2 protein-coding genes (1 of these 2 cut by a window edge) are annotated in these 21144 nt (G+C 68.0%); both read right to left on the bottom strand.

Going from position 1 to position 21144, the window contains the following annotated elements:
• Positions 1 to 9154 carry the beginning of a non-ribosomal peptide synthase/polyketide synthase gene (locus A5736_RS27170; protein ID WP_139333130.1) on the bottom strand. The gene continues 19433 nt to the left of window position 1, outside the view, so 9154 of the gene's 28587 nt are visible here — the first part of the coding sequence; the start codon lies at positions 9152 to 9154; the stop codon falls past the left edge of the window.
• Positions 9151 to 21144, bottom strand: coding sequence for a non-ribosomal peptide synthetase (locus A5736_RS25845; protein WP_139333129.1), 11994 nt, complete (start codon positions 21142 to 21144; stop codon positions 9151 to 9153). The genes A5736_RS27170 and A5736_RS25845 overlap by 4 nt, the downstream gene beginning before the upstream one ends.

Below are 21144 nucleotides of genomic sequence, written 5' to 3'. Positions count from 1 at the left end.
CGGCGTCCGCATAGTCCGGCGCCGGCAGGGCCCGGGTGTCGAGTTTGCCGTTGGGGGTCAGCGGCAGCGCCTCCAACGTCACCACCGCGGCCGGCACCATATACGCCGGCACCCGCTCGGTCAGCTGCGCGCGGATCCCGACCGGATCCACCGTTCCGGTGACATATCCGACGAGGCGCTTGTCGCCGGGACGGTCCTCGCGGGCGATCACCACCGCCTGCTCCACCCCGGCCAAACCGCTTAATGCTGCCTGGATTTCACCGAGTTCGATGCGGTAGCCGCGGATCTTGACCTGTTCATCGGCGCGGCCGACGTACCGCAGCTGACCATCGGCCCCCCAACGCACCAGATCCCCGGTGCGATACATGCGTGCTCCTGGCGCTCCGGAGAACGGGCAAGCCACAAACCGCGACGCCGTCAAATCCGCCCGGCGCAGATACCCACACGCCAGCCCGGCGCCGGCCACGTACAACTCCCCGGCCACCCCCGCCGGCACGGGGCGCAACCAGCCGTCCAGCACGAAAAAGCCGAGGTGGGCCAGCGGCACACCGATGGGGCTGGCGTTGCTTTCGACATCGCCGTCGACAATCTCCCGGAACGAGGCGTGCACCGTCGTCTCGGTGATGCCGTACATGTTGACCATCCGGGGCGATCCCGGATGGTTGTGCAGCCACGGCCCAAGACGTTTCGGTTCCAGCGCTTCCCCGCCGAACACCACCGTTTCAAGCTTCAGCTGCTGTGCCGGTTCGGGTGCTGCCGCATCGACGGCCTGCAGTGCGTAAAACGCGGACGGCGTCTGGCTGAAGACGCTGACCTGTTCGGTGACGAGCAAGGCATAGAGGTCTTCGGGTGAGCGCACCACCGCGTCGGGCACCACCACCAGCCGCCCACCGCCGAGCAGCGCACCGAAGATCTCCCACACCGAGTAGTCGAAGGCCAGCGAATGACACTGGGACCACACGCCGGTCCCTGGCATGCCGGCATGCAGCGTCTCTAACAGTCGAGTGACGTTGCCGTGAGTGACCGCCACCCCTTTCGGCGTCCCGGTGGTACCGGACGTGTAGATCAGGTAGGCGATGTCGTCGGATTGCGGTGCGGGCAGGCCGGTGCACGGATAGGTCTGGATGCCGGGTTCGTCGATGTCGATGACCAGCAGCCCGCGCCCGTCGAGCCGCTCGGCCAGCCCGGCGGTGGTGAGCGCGGCAACCGGTGCGGCGTCGCCGAGCATGAACTCGATGCGCGCCGTCGGCAGTGCCGGGTCGATCGGCAGGTAAGCCGCCCCAGATTTGAGCACCGCCAACATCGCCACGACCGCCTCGGCCGACCGCGAAAACAGCAGCGCCACAGACTGTCCCGGGCCCGCCCCGTGGCGGGCCAAGAGGTGCGCCAACCGGTTGGCCGCCTGGTCGACCTCGCGGTAACTCCACGAACGCTCCCCGCATGTCAGCGCCACCGCATCGGGTGTGCGCGCCGCCTGGGCGGCGAACGACTCCGGAATGGACGCCCCCGCGGCCGCCGGCGCGCTCAAGACCGCACGGTTACCCCAGCCATCAAGGCGGGCCCGCTCGGCGGCATCGAGCACATCCACCGACGACAACGACCGGGTGGGCTCGGCGGTGATCGCCGCCAACACCCGCCGCCAACGCTCAACCAACGCCTCAACGGTGGCCGCATCGAACACGTCGGTGCGAAACTCCACCAGCCCGCCGATCCCCGCGGGCTCCCCGGCCTCGTTCCAGCGCTCGGCCAACGAAAACGTCAGATCCATTCGGGCGGTGTGGGTCTCGGCGGGCAATGGGCTAACCTGCAGATCCCCCAGGGCCGGCTCTGCGGCCGGGTTGGTGCCCTGCCCGGGCAGGTTCTGCCAGGCCAGCATGACCTGAACCAGCGGGTGATGGGTCAGCGATCGTGTCGGGTTGAGCCGATCGACGAGCACCTCGAAGGGCACGTCTTGGTGTTCGTAGGCGGCGAGGCTGCGCTGTCGGACCCGGCCCAGTAGCTCGGCGACGGTGGGGTCACCGGCCAGGTCGATCCGCAGTACCAAGGTGTTGACGAAAAAGCCGACCAGTTCATCGAGCGCGGGGTCGTCACGTCCGGCGATCGCGATGCCCAGCGCCACATCGCTGCTGACGCTGAGCTTGGACAGGAGCACCGCCAGGGCCGCCTGCACGACCATGAAGCTCGTCGCGTTGTGCTCGCGGGCTATCCGGGCGACCTGCTCCTGTAGCTGCGCCGGCCAGTCGACGGCCACACTGGCGCCGCGGTAATCGGCGACCGGCGGGTAGGGCCGATCGGTGGGCAGCTGCAGCCGGTCCGGCATCCCGGCCAGGGCTTCCTGCCAGTAGGCGAGCTGCGCGGAGATCGCGCTGTCGGGATCGTCGAGATCGCCGAGGTGCTCGCGCTGCCACAGCGTGTAATCGACGTACTGCACCGTCAACGGCGGCGTGTCGGGAGCGTGTCCCGCGCAGCGGCTGGCATAGGCCACACCCAGATCACGCACCAGCGGAGCGACCGACCAGCCGTCGGCGGCGATGTGGTGGGCCACGGCCACCAGCACATGCTCGTCCTCGCCGACGCGGAAAAGCCTTGCCCGCAACGGGATCTCGGCGGCCAGATCGAACGGATGACGAGCCGCGGCAGCAATGGCCTCGCCCAGCCGATCCGCCGGCCAGCCGGTGGCATCGACGACGTCCCACCCGAAGTCGGCCCGCTCGGCGGGCACCACCACCTGCCGGGGTATCCCGTCGGTCGCGGGAAACAGGGTGCGCAGGCTCTCGTGGCGGGCCACCACATCGGACAGCGCCGCGCGCAACGCGTCGACGTCCAGCGCCCCGCCGATCCGGAACGCGGTCGGCATGTTGTAGATCGGTGAGGGCCCGTGCAATTGGTCCAGGAACCACAGCCGGTTTTGGGCGTAGGACAGCAGGATTCGGGGTGGCCGCGCCGTCGCCTCAAGCCGCCGGCGGGCAGGGCCCCCGCGGTGGTAGTGCAGGTAATCGGCCAGATCTCCGACTTTGGCGGCGTCGAACAGGTACCGTACCGGCACTTGTCGGCCCAGGGCCAGTTGCAGGCGCGCGCTCGCCCGGGTGGCGATCAGCGAATCCCCGCCCAGGGCGAAGAAATCGTCGTCGAGTCCGACCCGGGCAACGCCCAACACCTCGGCAAACACCTCGGCGATGATCTTTTCGGTCTGGGTCTGCGGCGCCCGAAACGCGGTGGAACCAAAAATCGGCGCCGGCAAAGCTTTACGGTCGATCTTGCCCGACGACGTTAGCGGGAACTCGTCGAGCACGACGATCTGGGCCGGCACCATGTAGTCGGGCAACCATGCGCTGAGCCATTGGCGCACGGTGCCGAGTTTGGTGTTGGTCTGCGGATCGTTGGCGCAGGCGCCGCCTTGGGGCGCCCCGGCCGGGGGCAGATACACGTCGGTCACCGCGGCGCGCTGGTCGGGGTCGGCGGGTGCGAGGAAGACCGCGTCCAGGGTGCCCGGTGGGTTGCCCCAGGTGACCGCCACCCGGTATCCGGTGGTCTCACCGAGGCGGTACAACGCTTCGGGCACAACGGCATCGGCGGTGGCGGCGGCATCGGCCAGCGCGTCGGTGACGGACAACCCCGCGGCCAGGCCGGCCTCGAGGCGGACCTCGCTTATCAGCCCGGCACGCGGAATCCCGGTGACCCGAACCGCGCCCGGACGTTGTGATGTCAACCGGTCCCGCAGTCCGTCGAGCCCGGCGCACCGGGCCCACGCCCAGCTATCCGCGGCGATCACCGAGCGCACCGCTGCGGGCGTCTTGTAGACGGTGACGTCGTAGCGATACCGGGTCAGTTCGTTGTCGGCCACCCCGCGTTTGACTTCGAGGTCAAGCCCGGCCACCGCGGGATGGTCGGCGGCCCAGGCGGTGAAAAACTCTGGGGCCAACAGTAATTCGGGTTCACCGAGCACAGCGCGCTGGACACGCTGACGGATGTCGGCGGCGTCGGCGGATTCGGTGCGGGCCAGCGCGATCCCGGTTTGCAACGCGCCCTGCAGGCTGTGATTGCGGACATCACCGAGAAAGAGGGCCCCGCCCGGCGCCAACAACCTCATGGTGTTGTCGATGACCTCGCGCAAGTACGCGGCGTTAGGGAAGTACTGGATTACCGAGTTCAAAACGATGGTGTCGAAATATCCGTCCGGCAGCGCATCGGTGACATGCGCAGGCCGGCACAGCAATTCCACCCGATCACCCCACGGCTGTGCGGCCACCGCCGCACGCAGGTTCTCGATCGCCGCCGCCGACATGTCGGTGGCCACATAGCGCTCACACGCGGGAGCGACCTGCGAGAGCACCAGCCCCGACCCGGCGCCGATCTCCAACACCCGCCGTGGCCGCAGCGCGCGGATCCGATCCACGGTGGCCGCGCGCCACTCGGCCATCTCCTCGATCGGAATCGGCTGCTCGGTGTAGCTGCTGTTCCAGCCCCGAAAGTCCATGCCCAACTCCGGCGCTTGTCCTTCGGCGCCATAGAGCTCGTCGTAGAGCCGCTGCCACCCCTCGACGACCTCGGCATCGTCCTCGACGGTGGCGGTGTCGTCGAAGGTGACGTAGCCGACCAAATGCGAACCCGTGGCGGTTTCGTGTACGGCGGCGGCGGCCTGGGTGACCTGCGGGCTGGCCAGGAGGGTGTTTTCGATTTCGCCCAGCTCGATGCGCTGCCCGCGGAGTTTGACCTGGGTGTCGGCGCGGCCCAGATACTCCAGGGCGCCGGCGGGGGTCCAGCGCGCCAGGTCTCCGGTGCGATACATGCGCGCCCCCGGGGCCCCAAAGGGGTTAGGCACGAACCGTTCCGCGGTCAACCCTGCCCGGCCCACGTAGCCGCGCGCCAGCGCCGGCCCACCGACATACAACTCGCCGACCACCCCGACCGCCGCGGGGTGTAGCCGCGCGTCGAGCACCCACGCATGTACGCCCGCTACGGGGGCGCCGATATTCACCGGCTGCCGCGCCACGAGCGGCGCAAAGGTAGCCCAGATGGTGGTCTCGGTCGGACCGTAGAGGTTGAACATCCGACGGCCCGGCGCCCAAGCGGCCACTACCTCGGGTGGGCAGGCCTCGCCCATGGTGGCCAACGCGTCGAGCGTTTCCAGGCGGACCGGGTCCAGCGACGACACCACCGACGGGGTCACCACCGCCGCGCTGACTTGGTTGTCCTCTAGCAACTCGGTCAACGCCTGCCCGGCATACACGTCCGGTGGCGCCACCACCACCGCCGACGACGATCCTGCCGCCCATAACATTTCGAACACCGACGCATCGAAGGTCGGTGCGGCCACCATCAACACCCGCGCATCCGCGCCGAGGCCGAACACCGTCCGTTGCGCTGCGGCCATCCCCGCCAAACCGGCGTGGCTGACCGCCACCCCCTTGGGCACCCCGGTAGAGCCCGACGTGAAAATCACGTACGCGCCGTTGTCGACTCGCAGCGGCGCCAACCGATCGGCGTCGGTGACCGGATCCGCGCCGTACCCCGAGACATCCAGATCGTCGACCCTCAGCACCGGGCCCGCCCCGGCCATCGGGTCGGCGCCACAGGTCAGCACACACACCGCCCCCGCGGCATCGAGCACCGCGGCGATGCGCTCGACGGGATGGCTCCGATCCACCGGCACATAGACCCCGCCGGCCTTGACCACCGCCCACCAGGCCACCACCAACTCCGCACACCGATCCATCGCGACGCCCACCGCGCGCTCGGGACCGACCCCCGCCTCGATCAGCACCCGCGCCAAGCGCGACGACCACTCATCAAGCTCGCGATACGACATCGTGCGGCTGCCGTCGATGACCGCCGGCGCGGCCGGCGCGGTGGCCACCGCCGCGGCCAATATCTGCGGCGCCACCCCAACGGGCGCCTCCACCTCGACGCCAGACCACCGCTGCAGCACCAGATCACGCTCACCGCGATCCAGCAACGACACCTCTCCCACCATCACCGAGGCATCGGTCACCACCGCCTCGATCACCCGGCCAAACCAGCCGACCAACCGCTCGATGCTGGCCCGCTCGAACAAATCCGTGGCGTACAGCACTACCCCGGCGGCCATCGGCGCGCCCGAATCCTCGGCAAGCACCTCACCCAGGTTGAAATCCAGGTCGAACTTGGACGTCTGGGTGGACACTCCGAGCGGCTCGACGCTGACTCCGTCCAGCGCTACCTCGGGGCGCACATTGCTCATAAAGGCCATGCCCACTTGGAAAAGCGGGTGATGCGCGGTGGAGCGGACCGGGTTGAGCTGTTCGACCAGCCGCTCGAAGGGAACGTCCTGGCTGTTGTAAGCCGCCAGCGCCTTGTGCCGCACCGCCGCCAGGACGTCGGAGAACCGATGCGCGGAGGTGACGCCCACCCGTAATACCCAGGTGTTGACGAAAAACCCGACCAGATCGTCGAGTGCCTCGTCCAACCGCCCGGCGATCGGCGTGCCCATCGCGATGTCCTCACCGGCGCCGGCGCGGTGCAACACCACAGCCAACGCGGCCTGCAACACCATCGAGGCCGTCGCGTTGTGCACCGCGGCCAGCGCCTTGACCCCCGCCCACAGCTGGGGGTCGATGCGCACCTGCACCTGATCACCGCGGTAGCTGGGCACCGGCGGTCGCACCCGGTCGGTCGGCAGCGACACCACCTCGGGCAGCCCGGCCAGCTCCTGGCGCCAGTAGGCCAACTGCGAGGAGATCACACTGTCGAGATCCGTCTCCTCTCCCAACCAATCCCGTTGCCACAGCGTGTAATCGGCGTACTGCACCGCCAAACCGGGCCAGCTGGGGGCGCGGCCAGCTCGCCTGGACCGATACGCCTCGGCCACATCGCGGAACATGGGAGCCAACGACCAGCCGTCAAAAGCGATGTGGTGCACCACAATTCCCACCACATGCTGCTCGGGGCCCACGGCATAGATCTGGGCACGGATGGGGATCTCGGTCGACAGGTCAAACCGATACCCGGCCAGCGCCACCAACTCGCCGGCCACGTCGCGCTCGGGCAGCGACAGCACCGCCGCGCCCTTGTGCCGCCACATTCCCGGCTGCGCCGGCAACACCTGCTGGCACGGCACCCCGTCGACGTCGGGGAATATGGTGCGCAGCGCTTCGTGGCGGGCGATCACATCGTCCAGCGCCGCCCCGAGTGCTTCGGCATCCAGCGGTCCGTCGATCCGGAACGCGGTTGGCATGTTGTACGTCGCCACCCCGCCCTCGAACCGGTCCAAAAACCACAACCGGCTCTGGGCGAACGACAACGGAATCCTCGCCGGCCGGTCGGCCGCGACCAACGGTTTACGGCGGGCCCCGTCCTCACCGATCCGCGGCGCCAGCTCGGCAACCGTCGGTGCGTCGAACAAGGTGCCCACCGCAAGACCGGCATCCAGGGCGGTGTTGACGGCGGCAATCAGCCGCATCGCCGACAGTGAATCCCCGCCCAGATCGAAGAAGGAGTCGTCGACCCCGACCCGTTCCAGCCCGAGGACCCGGGCGTAGATATCGGCCAAGGCCTGCTCGACCGGGCTGGAGGGGGCGCGGTAGCGGGACGCGTTCTGATAGTCGGGTGCCGGGAGGGCCCGCTTGTCGAGTTTGCCGTTGGGGGTCAACGGCATTCGATCCAGCGCCACGACCGCCGAGGGGATCATGTAAGCCGGGAGCCGCTCGGCCAGGCGCGCGCGTACGTCGGTCACGTCGACGGTGCCGGTGACGTAGCCGACGATCTGTTTGTCGCCGGGGCGGTCCTCGCGGACGATCGCGGCCGCCTGCCCCACCCCGTCCAGTGCGCTCAACGCCGCTTGGACCTCACCGAGCTCGATGCGATAGCCGCGGATCTTGACTTGCTCGTCGACGCGCCCCAGATAATCCAGCTGCCCGTCGGGACGCCAACACACCAGATCCCCGGTGCGATACATGCGTGCTCCCGGCGCATCCGCACCGCCGAACGGGCATGCCACAAACCGCGAACCGGTCAGCCCCGGCCGCCGCCAATACCCAACTCCCACACCGGTACCGGCCACATACAGCTCACCGACCACACCTTCCGGCACCGGGCGCAATGAGCCGTCGAGCACAAACAACGCCGCCCCGGGCACCGGCGAGCCGATCGGCACCGCACCCGAGCCAGCCGTCAGCGGCGCACTGATCGTCGCCAATATCGTCGTCTCGGTCGGGCCGTAAGCGTTGACCATCACCCGCCCCGGCGCCCACCGATCCACCACGTCGGCCGGGCAGGCCTCGGCGGCGATCAGCAAGGCCGCCGACTCCAGACCCTGCTGCGACAGCGTCCCCACCGATGACGGGGTCTGGCCCAAAACGTTGACCTTCTCGCCGACCAACAAGGCATGGAAGTCCTCGGGAGAACGCGTCACCTCTTCGGGCACCACCACCAGCCGGCCGCCGTGCAGCAGCGCGCCCCAGATCTCCCACACCGAGTAGTCGAAGGCCAAGGAGTGAGACAGCGTCCACACGCTTTCCGGCCCCAGCTCGAAGCCGGCGTCCAGCGAGTCGAATAGCCGGGCGACGTTATGGTGGGTTACCGCAACGCCTTTGGGGGTGCCGGTGGTGCCCGAGGTGTAGATCAGGTAGGCCATGTCATCCGGGGCGGGCGCCGGCAATGCCGTGCCGGGCTGGGTGTCAATACGGGGGTCGTCGACATCGATGACCAGCAGCCCATGCCCGTCCAGCCGATCGGCCAACTCGGCAGTGGTGATCGCGGCGACCGGAGCGCCATCGGCGAGCATGAAGACGATACGGGCATCCGGCACAACCGGGTCGATCGGCAGATACGCCGCTCCGGTTTTCAGCACCGCCAAAATCGCTACGACCGCCTCGGCTGACCGCGAAAACAGCAGCGCCACAAACTTTCCCGGGCCGATTCCCTGGCCGGCCAACAGGTGCGCCAACCGGTTGGCGGCCTCGTCGAGCTCCAGGTAAGTCATGGAGCGGCCTGCAGAGGTCAGCGCCACCGCGCCCGGGGCCCGCGCCGCCTGCGCGGCGAACAGCACCGGAAGCGACGCCGGAGCGGCGGCCGGCGCGGTCAACGCCGCACGATTACCCCACTCCTCCACCCGGTCATGCTCACCCTCGTCGTGCAGGTCGATCGACGAAAGCCGCGGCCCCGCATCGGCCGTCATGCGCGCCGCCCCGTCTCGGCGGTGATCGCCACCAACACTCGCTGCCACCGCTCGATCAGGGCCTGGATTCTGGCCGCGTCGAAAATGTCGGTCCGAAATTCCACTTCCCCGCTGATCCCGGCGGGCTCACCGGCCTCGGTCCACCGTTCCGCGAGCGAAATGGTCAAATCCATGCGGGCGGTCTGAAGCCGCACGGGCAGCGCCGCGACCTGGACATCACCCAAACTCAACCCGGCCACGGGATCGTTGTGCCCGGCGAAATTCTGCCAGGCCACCATCACCTGGATCAGTGGGTGGTGCTTGCGCGATCGGGTGGGGTTGAGCCGTTCCACCAGCACTTCAAACGGGACGTCTTGGTGCTCGTAGGCGGCCAGGCTGCGTTGTCGCACCTGGGCCAGCAGTTCGCCGACTGTGGGATCACCGGCCAGGTCGACCCGCAGCACCAACGTGTTGACGAAGAACCCCACCAGCTCATCGAGCGCGGGATCGCCGCGCCCGGCGACCGCGATTCCCACGGCCACGTCGGGGCTGGCGCTGAGCTTGGACAAGAGCACCGCCAGCGCGGCCTGAACGACCATGAACGTGGTCGCGTTGTGTTCGCGGGCCAGATCGCGGACCCGCTGCTGCAGCTCGGCCGGCCACTCCACGGGCACGCTGGCCCCGCGCGGATCGGGAACGGGTGGGTAGGGCCGATCGGTGGGCAGGGGCAGGCGCTCGGGCATTCCGGCCAGCGCGTCTTCCCAGTAGGCCAGTTGTGCGGCGATGGGGCTCTCGCTGTCGGCCAGATCCCCGAGGTGCTCGCGCTGCCACAACGTGTAATCGACGTACTGCACCGGTAGTGGCGCCCAGTCGGGGGCGCGCCCGGCGCACCGGTTGGCATAGGCCACGCCCAGATCGCGCACCAGCGGGGTGATCGACGAGCCGTCGGCGGCGATATGGTGCACCACGGCCACCAGCACGTGCTCGTCGTCGGCGACACGGAAAAGTACTGCCCGCAACGGGATCTCGGTGGCCAGGTCGAAGCTGTAACGCACCGCGTGGCTGATCGCCTCATCAAGCCGGTCCGCCGGCCAGCCGGTGGAATCGACGACGTGCCAACCGAACTCGGCGCGCTCGGGGGGCACCACCAGCTGCTGGGGTGTCCCCTCGACCGCGGGGAACAGGGTGCGCAGGCTTTCGTGCCGGCCGACCACATCGGCCAGCGCCGCACCCAGCGCAGCGGCATCCAGGGCCCCGCTCAGCCGCAACGCCGCCGCTATGTTGTAAACCGGTGAGGGACCCTGCAATTGGTCCAGGAACCACAATCGGCTCTGCGCGAACGACAACGGAACGCTCGCCGGCCGCTCGACCGGCACCAGCGGCTGACGCCGGCCCCCCTCGTCGCCGATACACGGCGCCAGCTGGGCGACCGTGGGCGCCTCGAACAAGGTGCGCACCGAAAGTCCGGCATCCAGGGAAGTGTTGATCGCGGCGATCACCCGCATCGCGGACAGTGAATCCCCGCCCAGGTCGAAGAAGGAGTCGTCGACCCCGACCCGCTCGAGCCCGAGCACCTGGGCATAAATGCCGGCCAAGATTTCCTCGGTGGGGGTGGCGGGGGCGCGGTACCCATCGACGTCCGCGTAGCTCGGTGCCGGCAGGGCGCGGGTGTCGAGCTTGCCGTTGGGTGTCAGCGGCAGCGTGTCGAGTGCCACCACCGCCGCGGGGATCATGTAGGTCGGGAGCCGCTCGGCCAGCGCGGTACGTGCATGGGCTGGGTCCGCCGGTCCGGTGATATAGCCGACGAGGCGTTTGTCGCCGGGGTGGTCCTCGCGGGCGATCACCACCGCCTGCTCGACCCCGTCCAGTGCATTCAGCGCCGCTTGGACCTCACCGAGCTCGATGCGATAGCCGCGGATTTTGACCTGCTCGTCGGCGCGCCCCAGATACTGCAGCTGCCCGTCGGCACGCCAACACACCAGATCCCCGGTGCGATACATCCGTGCTCCCGCGGTGAACGGACACGCCACAAACCGCGACGCCGTCAAGGGACCCCGCCGCCAATACCCAACTCCCACACCGGTACCGGCCACATACAACTCACCGACCACACCGGCCGGCACTGGCCGCAGTGAGCCGTCGAGCACGAACAGCGCCGCCCCGGGCACCGGCGAGCCGATCGGCACCACGCCCGACCCGGCCGTCAGCGGCGCACTGATCGTCGCGTACACCGTGGTTTCGGTCGGGCCGTAGGCGTTGATCATCACCCGCCCCGGCGCCCACCGATCGACCACCTCGGCCGGACAGGGCTCAGCGGCCACCATCAACGCCGCCGAGTCGAGACCCTTCGGCGAAAGCACCCCCACCGCCGAGGGGGTCTGGCTTAGGACGCTGACCTTTTCGGTGACCAGTAACTCGTGGAAGTCCTGCGGCGAGCGGGCGATCGACTCGGGCACCACCACCAGCCGCCCACCATGCAGCAGCGCACCCCAGATCTCCCATACCGAGTAGTCGAACGCCAGGGAATGACACTGCGTCCACACCTGTCCCGGCGCTAGCTCCACGCCGACATCCATGCCGTCGAACAGCCGGGTGACATTGTGGTGGGTGGTCGCCACCCCCTTGGGCACCCCGGTGGTGCCGGAGGTGTAGATCAGGTAGGCAATGTCGTCGGGGGCCGGCGCCGGCAGCGCCGTGCTGGGTTGGGCCTCGATGCGGGGATCGTCGACATCGACGACCAGCAGGTCGCGTCCGTCGAGTCGGTCGGCCAGCTCGCCTGTGGTGATCGCGGCGATCGGGGCGGCATCGGCGAGCATGAAGGCGATACGGGCATCCGGCACCACCGGGTCGATCGGCAGATACGCCGCCCCCGTTTTCAGCACCGCCAAAATCGACACGATCGCCTCGGCGGACCGCGAAAACAGCAGCGCCACACGCTGTCCCGCACCGATACCAGATCCGGCCAACAGATTCGCCAGCCGGTTGGCGGTCTCGTCCAGCTCGCGGTAGGTCCACGAATGCTCCTCGCACACCAGCGCCACCGCATCCGGGGTGCGGGCCACCTGCGCGGCGAACAACGCCGGGATCGACGCCGCGGCGGGTGCGGGCCGCGCCAGCACCGCCCCGTTACCCCACCCCTCCAGGCGGGCATGCTCGGGCTCGTCGAGCAGGTCCACCGACGACAGCCGCCGGGTGGGCTCGGCGGTCATCGCCGCCAACACCCGCTCCAACCGCTCGATCAGTGTTTGGATGCTGGCCGCGTCGAACACGTCGGTGCGGAATTCCACTGCCCCGCCGATCCCGGCGGGCTCACCGGCCTCGTTCCAGCGTTCCCCGAGGTAAAACACCAAATCCATCCGGGCCGCCTGGATGCCCACCGGGAGCGGCGTGACCTGCACGTCACCCAGAGCCGGTTCGACGGCGGGGTCACTGTCTTGACCGGTGAAGTTCTGCCACGCAAATATCACCTGGATCAAGGGGTGATGGGTGAGCGACCGAGAAGGGTTGAGCCTCTCGACGAGCACCTCGAAGGGCACATCTTGATGCTCGAAAGCCTCCAAACTGCGCGCCCGCACCTGGGCCAGCAGTTCACCAATGGTGGGATCACCGGCCAGATCGACACGCAGCACCAACGTGTTGACGAAAAACCCGACCAGCTCATCGAGCGCCGGGTCGCGGCGCCCGGCGATCGAAATCCCCACCGCCACATCGGAGCTGGCGCTGAGTTTGGATAGCAGCGCCGTCAGGGCGGCCTGGATCACCATGAAGCTGGTCGTGTTGTGCTTACCGGCCACCTGAGCCACCCGCTGCTGCAGCGCCGCCGGCCACTCCACCGCCAGAGTGGCGCCTCGGTAATCGGCGACCGGCGGGTAGGGGCGATCGGTGGGCAGCTGCAGGTGCTCGGGCATCCCGGCCAGGGCTTCCTGCCAGTAGGCCAGCTGCGCGGCGATGGGGCTCTCGGGATCGTCGAGATCACCGAGGTGCTCGCGCTGCCACAGCGTGTAGTCGACGTACTGCACCGTCAACGGCGCCGTGTCGGGAGCGTGTCCCGCAGAGCGGCTGGCATAGGCCACGCCCAGATCACGCACCAGCGGGGCAATGGACCAGCCGTCGGCGGCGATGTGGTGGGCCACGGCCATCAGCACATGTTCGTCGTCGTCGATGCGGAAAAGCCTTGCCCGCAAAGGGATCTCGGAGGCCAGATCAAATGTGTGACGCGCCTCGGCGCTGATTGCCTCATACAGCTGGTCTCCCGGCCAGCCGGTGGCATCGATGACTTGCCACCCGAAATCGGCCCGCTCCGAGGGGATGATCACCTGCTGCGGTACGCCATCGGGCGCGGCGAACAGGGTGCGCAGACTCTCATGGCGGGCCACCACATCGGTCACCGCCGCCCCCAACGCCTCGACGTCGAGCCGCCCACACAGCCGCAAGGCAACCGCCATGTTGTAGATCGGGGAAGGCCCCTGCAGCTGGTCGATGAACCACAACCGCTGCTGGGCATACGACAACGGGATCCGTTGCGGGCGTGCCATCGGCACCAGGGGCGGGCGGGGAGAAGCACCACGATGCCGTCGCAAGTGCTCGGCGAGGTCCGCGACTTTGGCGGCCTCGAACAGATACCGCACCGGCACTTCCCTGCCCAACGCGAGCTGCAGGCGCGCGCTGACACGGGTGGCGCTCAGGGAATCGCCACCCAGGGCGAAGAAGTCGTCGTCGAGCCCGACCCGGGCCAGGCCCAATACCTCGGCGAACGCCTCGGCAATGATCTTTTCGGTCTGGGTCTGCGGCGCCCGAAACGCCCTGGCGGCAAAAACCGGCGCCGGCAACGCCTTTCGGTCGACCTTGCCCGATGAGGTCAACGGAAATTTCTCGAGCACGACGATGTGTGCGGGAACCATGTAGTCGGGCAACCATGCGCTCAACCGCTGCCGCACCGCTCCGATCTTGGTATTGGTGTCGGGATCATTTGCGTGAGCGGTTTGTTGCCCGGCTCCGGCGGAGGGCAGATACAGGTCCACCAGCGGCGCGATGTGCTGGCCGTCGGCGTCGGTCGGCGCGATGAAGACCGCATCCATGGTGCCCGGTTGGGCGCCCCAGGTCACGGCGACGTGGTATCCGGCGGTTTCACCGAGACGGTGCAACTCTTCGGGGACGACGGCATCCGCTGTGGCTGCGGCTTCGGCGAGGGCTGCCTCCAGAGGTAGCCCGGCCTCCAGGACGCCTTCGATGTGGACGTCGCCGATCACCCCGGCACGGGGTATCCCCGTGACGCGAATCATGTTGGGGCGCTGCGAGATCAACCGGTCGCGTACTCCGGCGCAATGCGTCCATGCCCAACGGGGGGCGTCGGCCAGCGAACGCACGGCCGCGGGGGTTTTGTGGATGACGACGTCGTAGCGATACCGGGTCAGTTCGTTGTCGGCCGTTCCACGCTTGACCTGAATGTCAACCCCGGCCGCCGCCGAATTCTCGGCCGCATAGGCGGTGAAAAACTCTGGCGCCAACAGCAATTCGGTCTCGGCGAGCACCGCACGCTGAATGCGCTGGCGGATCTCGGCGGCATCGGCGCTGTCGGTGCGCGCCAGCGCAACCCCGGTTTGCAACGCACCCTGCAGGGCATGGTTGCGCACGTCACCGAGAAACACCGACCCACCCGGGGCCAACAACTGCATGGCATTGTCGATGACCTCGCGCAAATACGTCGCGTTCGGGAAGTACTGCACCACCGAGTTCAAGATGATCGTGTCGAAATGAGCATGCGGCAGAGCTTCGATCACATGAGCGGGCTGGGCCAGCAACCGCACCCGATCACGCCACTCGATCTGCAACCGCTCGAGCGCGCGGGCAAGCTTCTCGATAGCCACCGCCGACATATCCGTGCCGACGTACTGCTCACAGTGGGGGGCGATCTGGGACAACACCAGCCCCGAACCAACCCCGATCTCCAACACCCGCCGCGGCCGCAGGGCCAAGATCCGATCCACGGTGGCCCCGCGCCACTGCACCATCTCCTGCAGCGGAATCGGCTCCTCGGTGTAGCTGCTGTTCCAGCCCCGAAAATCCATGCCGAACTCCGGCGCCTCGCCCTCGGACCCATACAGCTCGTCGTACAGGTGCTGCCACTGGTCGACGACCTCGGCGTCGTCCTCTTCGGTCGCCGCGTGCTCGAGAGCCACGTAGGCGACAAGGTGGGAGCCGGTGGCGGTCTCGTGCACCGCGGCGGCGGCCTGGGTCACCTGTGGGCAGGCCAGCAGGGTGTTTTCGATCTCGCCCAGCTCGATGCGCTGCCCGCGCAATTTGACCTGCGTGTCGGCGCGGCCCAGATACTCCAGGGCGCCGCTGGGGGTCCAGCGCACCAGATCGCCGGTGCGATACATCCGGTCCCCCGGAGCACCAAAGGGGTTGGCCACGAACCGTTCCGCGGTCAAACCCGCCCGGCCCACATAACCACGCGCCACCGCCGGCCCACTCATATACAACTCACCGACCATCCCGATCGGCGCGAGGTTCAGCCGCGCGTCGAGCACCCACGCGCACACCCCCGCGATCGGTACGCCGATCGTCACCCGCTGCCCCGCCACCAGCGGCGCCCACGTCGCCCAAACGGTGGTCTCGGTCGGACCGTAGGCGTCGAACATCCGCCGGCCCGGCGCCCAGGCCGCCACGACCTCCGGCGGGCAGGCCTCACCCATGGTGGCCAGTGTGTCCAGTTGGTCCAGGCGGTCCCGATCCAGCGACGACACCACCGTCGGAGTCATGATGGCCGCGCTGACCCGCTGGGCTTGCAGCAGATCGGTCAGCGCCTCCCCGGCATACACATCCGGTGGCGCCACCACCAACGCCGCCGCCGACCCTGTGGCCCAGAGGATTTCAAACACCGACGCATCGAAGGTAGGTGCGGACACCATCAATACCCGCGCGTCGGCGCCCAACCCGAACTCCGTGCGTTGCGCCGCGGCCACCCCCGGCAGACCGGCGTGGCTAACCGACACCCCCTTGGGCACCCCGGTGGACCCCGACGTAAAGAACACATGCGCGGTGTTATCGGGTGCCAGCGGCGCCAGCCGATCGGCGTCGATGATCGGGTCCGCGGAGTACCTGGAGACATCGGTGCCGTCGAGGCGCAGCACCGGGCGCGCCCCGGCCCCGGCCACCTCCTCGGCACCGCAGGTCACCACGCACACCGCCCCGGCCGCGTCCAATACCGCGGAAATGCGCTCGACGGGGTGGGTCCGGTCCACTGGCACATACACCCCGCCGGCCTTGAGCACCGCCCACCAGGCCACCAGCAACTCCGCACACCGGTCCAGCGCGACACCGACGGCGCGCTCGGTACCGACTCCAGCCTCGATCAACACCCGCGCCCACCGCGACGACCACTCATCAAGCTCGCGGTAGGACACGCGCCGCGCGCCGTCGATCACCGCCACCGCGTCGGGGTCGGCGGCCACCGTCGCGGCCAACACCTGCGGCGCCACCCCCACCGGCGCGTCCACCTCGGCGCCAGACCATCGCTCCAGCACCAGATCGCGTTCACCGCGATCCAGCAACGACACCTCTCCCACCGCCACCGCGGCGTCGAAGACCACCGCCTCGATGACTCGCCCGAACCAGCCGACCACCCGCTCGATGCTGGCCCGGTCGAACAAGTCTGTCGCATAGGTCACCATCCCGGCGGCCATCGGCGAGCCACTGGAGTCGGCGGCTATCTCATGCAGATCGAAATCCAGGTCGAACTTAGAGGTCCCGGTGGACATCGCCAGCGACTCGACGTTCACACCGTCCAGCGCCACCTCGGGGCGCACGTTGTTCTGGAAGACCATGCCCACCTGGAACAGCGGGTGATGCGCGGTGGAGCGGGCCGGGTTGAGCTGCTCGACCAGCAGCTCGAAGGGGACGTCCTGGTTGCCGTACGCGTTGAGCGCCTTGTGCCGCACCTGCGCCAGCACGTCGCAAAACCGCTGCGCGGGATTGACATCCAAGCGCAACACCCAGGTGTTGACGAAAAACCCGACCAGATCGTCGAGCGCCTCGTCCAACCGTCCGGCGATCGGCGAGCCCATCACCACGTCCTCACCGGCGCCGGCACGGTGCAACACCACCGCCAAGACCGCCTGCAACACCATCGACACCGTCGCGTTGTGCGCCTCCGCCAGCGCCTTGACCCCCGCCCATAATTGGGAGTCGATGCGCAGCGGCACCCGATCACCGCGGTAGCTGGGCACCGGCGGACGGATCCGATCGGTGGGCAGCGACACCAGCTCGGGCAAATCCGCCAGCTCCTGGCGCCAGTAGGCCAACTGCCCGCCGATCTCACTGTCGGGATCGGACTCGTCGCCCAGCCAATCCCGTTGCCACAGAGTGTAATCGGCGTACTGCACCGCCAACGGTGCCCAGCACGGGGCTTGCCCAGCACGCCGGCTGGCATACGCCATGCCCACGTCGCGGACCATCGGGGCCATCGACCAGCCGTCAAAAGCGATGTGGTGCACCACGATTCCCACCACATGCTGATCGGGGCCCACGGCATAGATCTGCGCGCGAATCGGGATCTCGGTCGACAGCTCAAACCGATACCCGGCCAACGCCACCAATTCGCCGGCCACGTCCCGCTCCGGCAACGACACCACCGCCGCACCCTTGTGATGCCACATTCCCGAGGCGGCTGCCAACACCTGCTGGCACGGGACCCCGTCAACATCAACGAAGACCGTGCGCAGCGCTTCGTGACGGGCGATCACATCGTCCAGCGCCGCAACGAGGGCCGGCACATCCAACGCCCCGTCGATCCGGAATGCGATCGGCATGTTGTAGGTCGCTACCCCGCCCTCGAAGCGGTCCAAAAACCACAACCGGCTCTGCGCAAACGACATCGGCACCACCGCGGGTCGCTGGCCGGCCACTAACGGCGGACGCCGATCCCCGTCCTCACCGATGCGGGGCGCCAACTGGGCCACCGTGGGCGCGTCGAACAAGGTGCGCACGGCCAGACCGGCATCCAAAGCGGTGTTGACCGCGGCGATCACCCGCATCGCCGACAGCGAGTCCCCACCCAAATCGAAAAACGACTCGTCGACCCCGACCCGGTCCAACCCCAACACCCGGGCATAAATGCCGGCCAAAATCTCCTCGGTCGGGCTGACTGGCGCGCGATAGCGATCAAGCTCGATGTACTCGGGTGCCGGCAAGGCCGGCTTATCCAATTTGCCATTCACCGTCAACGGCAGCGCCTCGAGCGCCAGCACCGCCGCGGGGATCATGTAGGCCGGCAACCGATCCGCCAGCCGCTCGCGTATGCCGGCCACATCGACGGTCCCGGTGACGTAGCCCACCAGACGCTTGTCGCCGGGACGGTCCTCGCGGGCGATCACCACCGCCTGCTCGACGCCATCCAGCCCAGCCAGCGCCGCGCGCACCTCGCCGAGTTCGATGCGATACCCGCGGATCTTGACCTGCTCATCGGCACGCCCCAGATACCGCAGCTGCCCATCGGTGCCCCAACACACCTCATCCCCGGTGCGATACATCCGAGTTCCCGCTGTGAACGGGCACGCCACGAACCGCGAAGCGGTCAACCCCGGCCGGCGCCAATACCCAACTCCCACACCGGCACCGGCCACATACAACTCACCGACCACACCCGCCGGCACCGGCCGCAACCACGCATCGAGCACAAACAACGCCGCCCTGGGAACCGGCGAACCGATCGGTGCCCCCGAACCCGCCGTCAACGGCGCACTGATCGCCGCGTACACCGTGGTCTCGGTCGGGCCGTAGGCGTTGATCATCACCCGCCCGGGCGCCCACCGATCCACCAGCTCGGCCGGGCAGGCCTCACCGGCCACCACCAGCGCCGCTTCCAAGCCCTCAGGAGACAAAACCCCCGCCGCAGAGGGGGTTTGGCTTAGCACGCTGACGTGTTCGGCGGCCAGTAAGGCGTGGAAGTCTTCCGGCGAGCGGGCCACCTCTTCGGGCACCACCACCAGCCGCCCGCCGTAGAACAGCGCGCCAAAGATCTCCCACACCGAGACGTCGAAGGCCAACGAATGCCACTGCGTCCACACCTGGCCCGGCGCCGGAAGGCCCGCATCCAACGACTCCAGCAACTGGGTCACGTTGCGGTGGGTAATCGCCACCCCCTTGGGCACACCCGTGGTGCCGGAGGTGTACAGGACGTACGCGATGTCATCGGGAGCCGGCGCCGGCGGTGCCGTGCTGGGCTGTATATCAATGCGGGGGTCGTCGACGTCGATAACCAGCAACTGATGGGCGTCCAGCCGGTCGGCCAGCCCGGCGGTGGTGATCGCGGCGATCGGCGTGGCGTCGGCGAGCATGAACCCGACGCGGGACGCCGGTAGTACCGGGTCGATCGGTAGGTAGGCCGCCCCGGTTTTCAGCACCGCCAAAATCGACACGATCGCCTCGGCCGAACGCGAAAACAGCAGCGCCACAGACTCACCCGGGCCCGCGCCCTGGCCGGCCAGCAGGTGCGCCAACCGGTTGGCCGCCTCGTCAAGCTCGCGGTACGTCCAAGAGCACCCCTCGCATACCAGTGCCACCGCCTCGGGTGTGCGCGCCACCTGCGCGGCGAACAACGCCGGGATCGACGTCGGCGTGCTCGCCGGCTCGCTCAACACCGCCCGGTTGCCCCACCCCTCCAGCCGGGCCTGCTCGGGCGGATCCAGCAAGTCCACCGACGACAAGGGACGCGTGGGGTCGGCGGTCATCGCCGCCAGTACCCGCTCCAACCGCTGCGCCACATCGGTGACATCGAAATTCGAAAATGGCTGCCCAGCGCCCGCCGTGCTGAGAAACAGCCGATCGCCGGCGCCAGAGAAGAACAGCCCAAAGCCGTCCACGGGGCCCGCAGTGGTCAATGAGGCCGACGCCGCGGCACCACCGAAGGCCAAGGTGAATATGGACGGGATGAAATTAACGCTCACCCTGCCGATCGGCTGACCCGGGCGAGCTTTGCGCTCAAGGGCTTGCACCGGAAACCTCTGATGCTGCAGCGCTTCCCGTATCCGCTTGTCAACATATTCACAAAAACCGGCGACCGTACATCCCGGCGAAACCGTCAACACCAGCGGCACAATTCCGGCAACCATTGCGGGAAGCGTCCGTGATTCCGGACGTACTCGCCTGGCGACCGGGAAATCGAACACCACCTCTGGGCCCTCGGCGCACCAGCCACGGACCAAGAGGGCGCACGCCGCGGTGATGACCGACGATCGAGGCACATTCCACACCTCGGATAACTCTTCTACGCGGCGAAGGACCAAAGGGTCCAATTGAACCGGCGCGGAAAGCCAATACGGTTCCCGCTCGCCCGCGGCAGCGGGCAACCGATCGCGCGGCCCGCTTTCGCTGGGAAGGTTTCTGGTCCAATAGGCCTGATCTTCGAGATAGTCGTCGGACGCTTCGTATTCCAACTCGCATTCGACCAAGTCCTGCAGCGAGCCGAAGAACGCATCAGGAATCGGCGCGCCCGAAACGATCGCCGAGTAGACGGCCGCAATCCGCTGACCAACCAGCGCGATCCCGGTTCCGTCCACGACTATGTGGTGGCCGCACCCGAAAAAATAGAATTCCTCGGGCGCCGTCCGAAGCAATGCGAATTTGAACAGCGGGCCACTGAGTGGCATCGGGGTGCGCTGGATCGATGAGGTTATCCGATGCGCTTCTTGTACGGGATTGTGCGAACCAGTCAGGTCATAGAAGACGAGCTCCACATCCGGGTACTCGATCGGCTTTTGGAAAACCTGGCCATCCACCTCAAAGATGGCAGCCCTGACAGGTTCGGCCTCGCTCACTACTCGACGGATCGCCCATTGCAGGGCATCGGGTTCTACCGTGCCCTCGATTTTCACGAACAGACCGAGTTGCCACTCCGTGCCGGAGTGTCCCGTTTCCTGCGCAAGCCAAATGTCTAGCTGTCCGCGCGTTACCGGTAGTGCCCGGTCATCATGTTCGCGCGTCAGCGTCAGTGCGCGGTCATCGAGTGCCAT

The organism is Mycobacterium sp. SP-6446 (assembly GCF_001954045.1).
Classification (GTDB): domain Bacteria; phylum Actinomycetota; class Actinomycetes; order Mycobacteriales; family Mycobacteriaceae; genus Mycobacterium.
The sequence above is the reverse complement of the archived record's forward strand: the minus strand, read 5'-3'. Positions and strand labels throughout refer to the sequence as shown.

What these genes read in the sequence shown, in the direction of transcription:
- A5736_RS25845 (WP_139333129.1), bottom strand. Translation starts at nt 21,144, where the DNA reads ATGGCACTCGATGACCGCGCACTGACGCTGACGCGCGAACATGATGAC.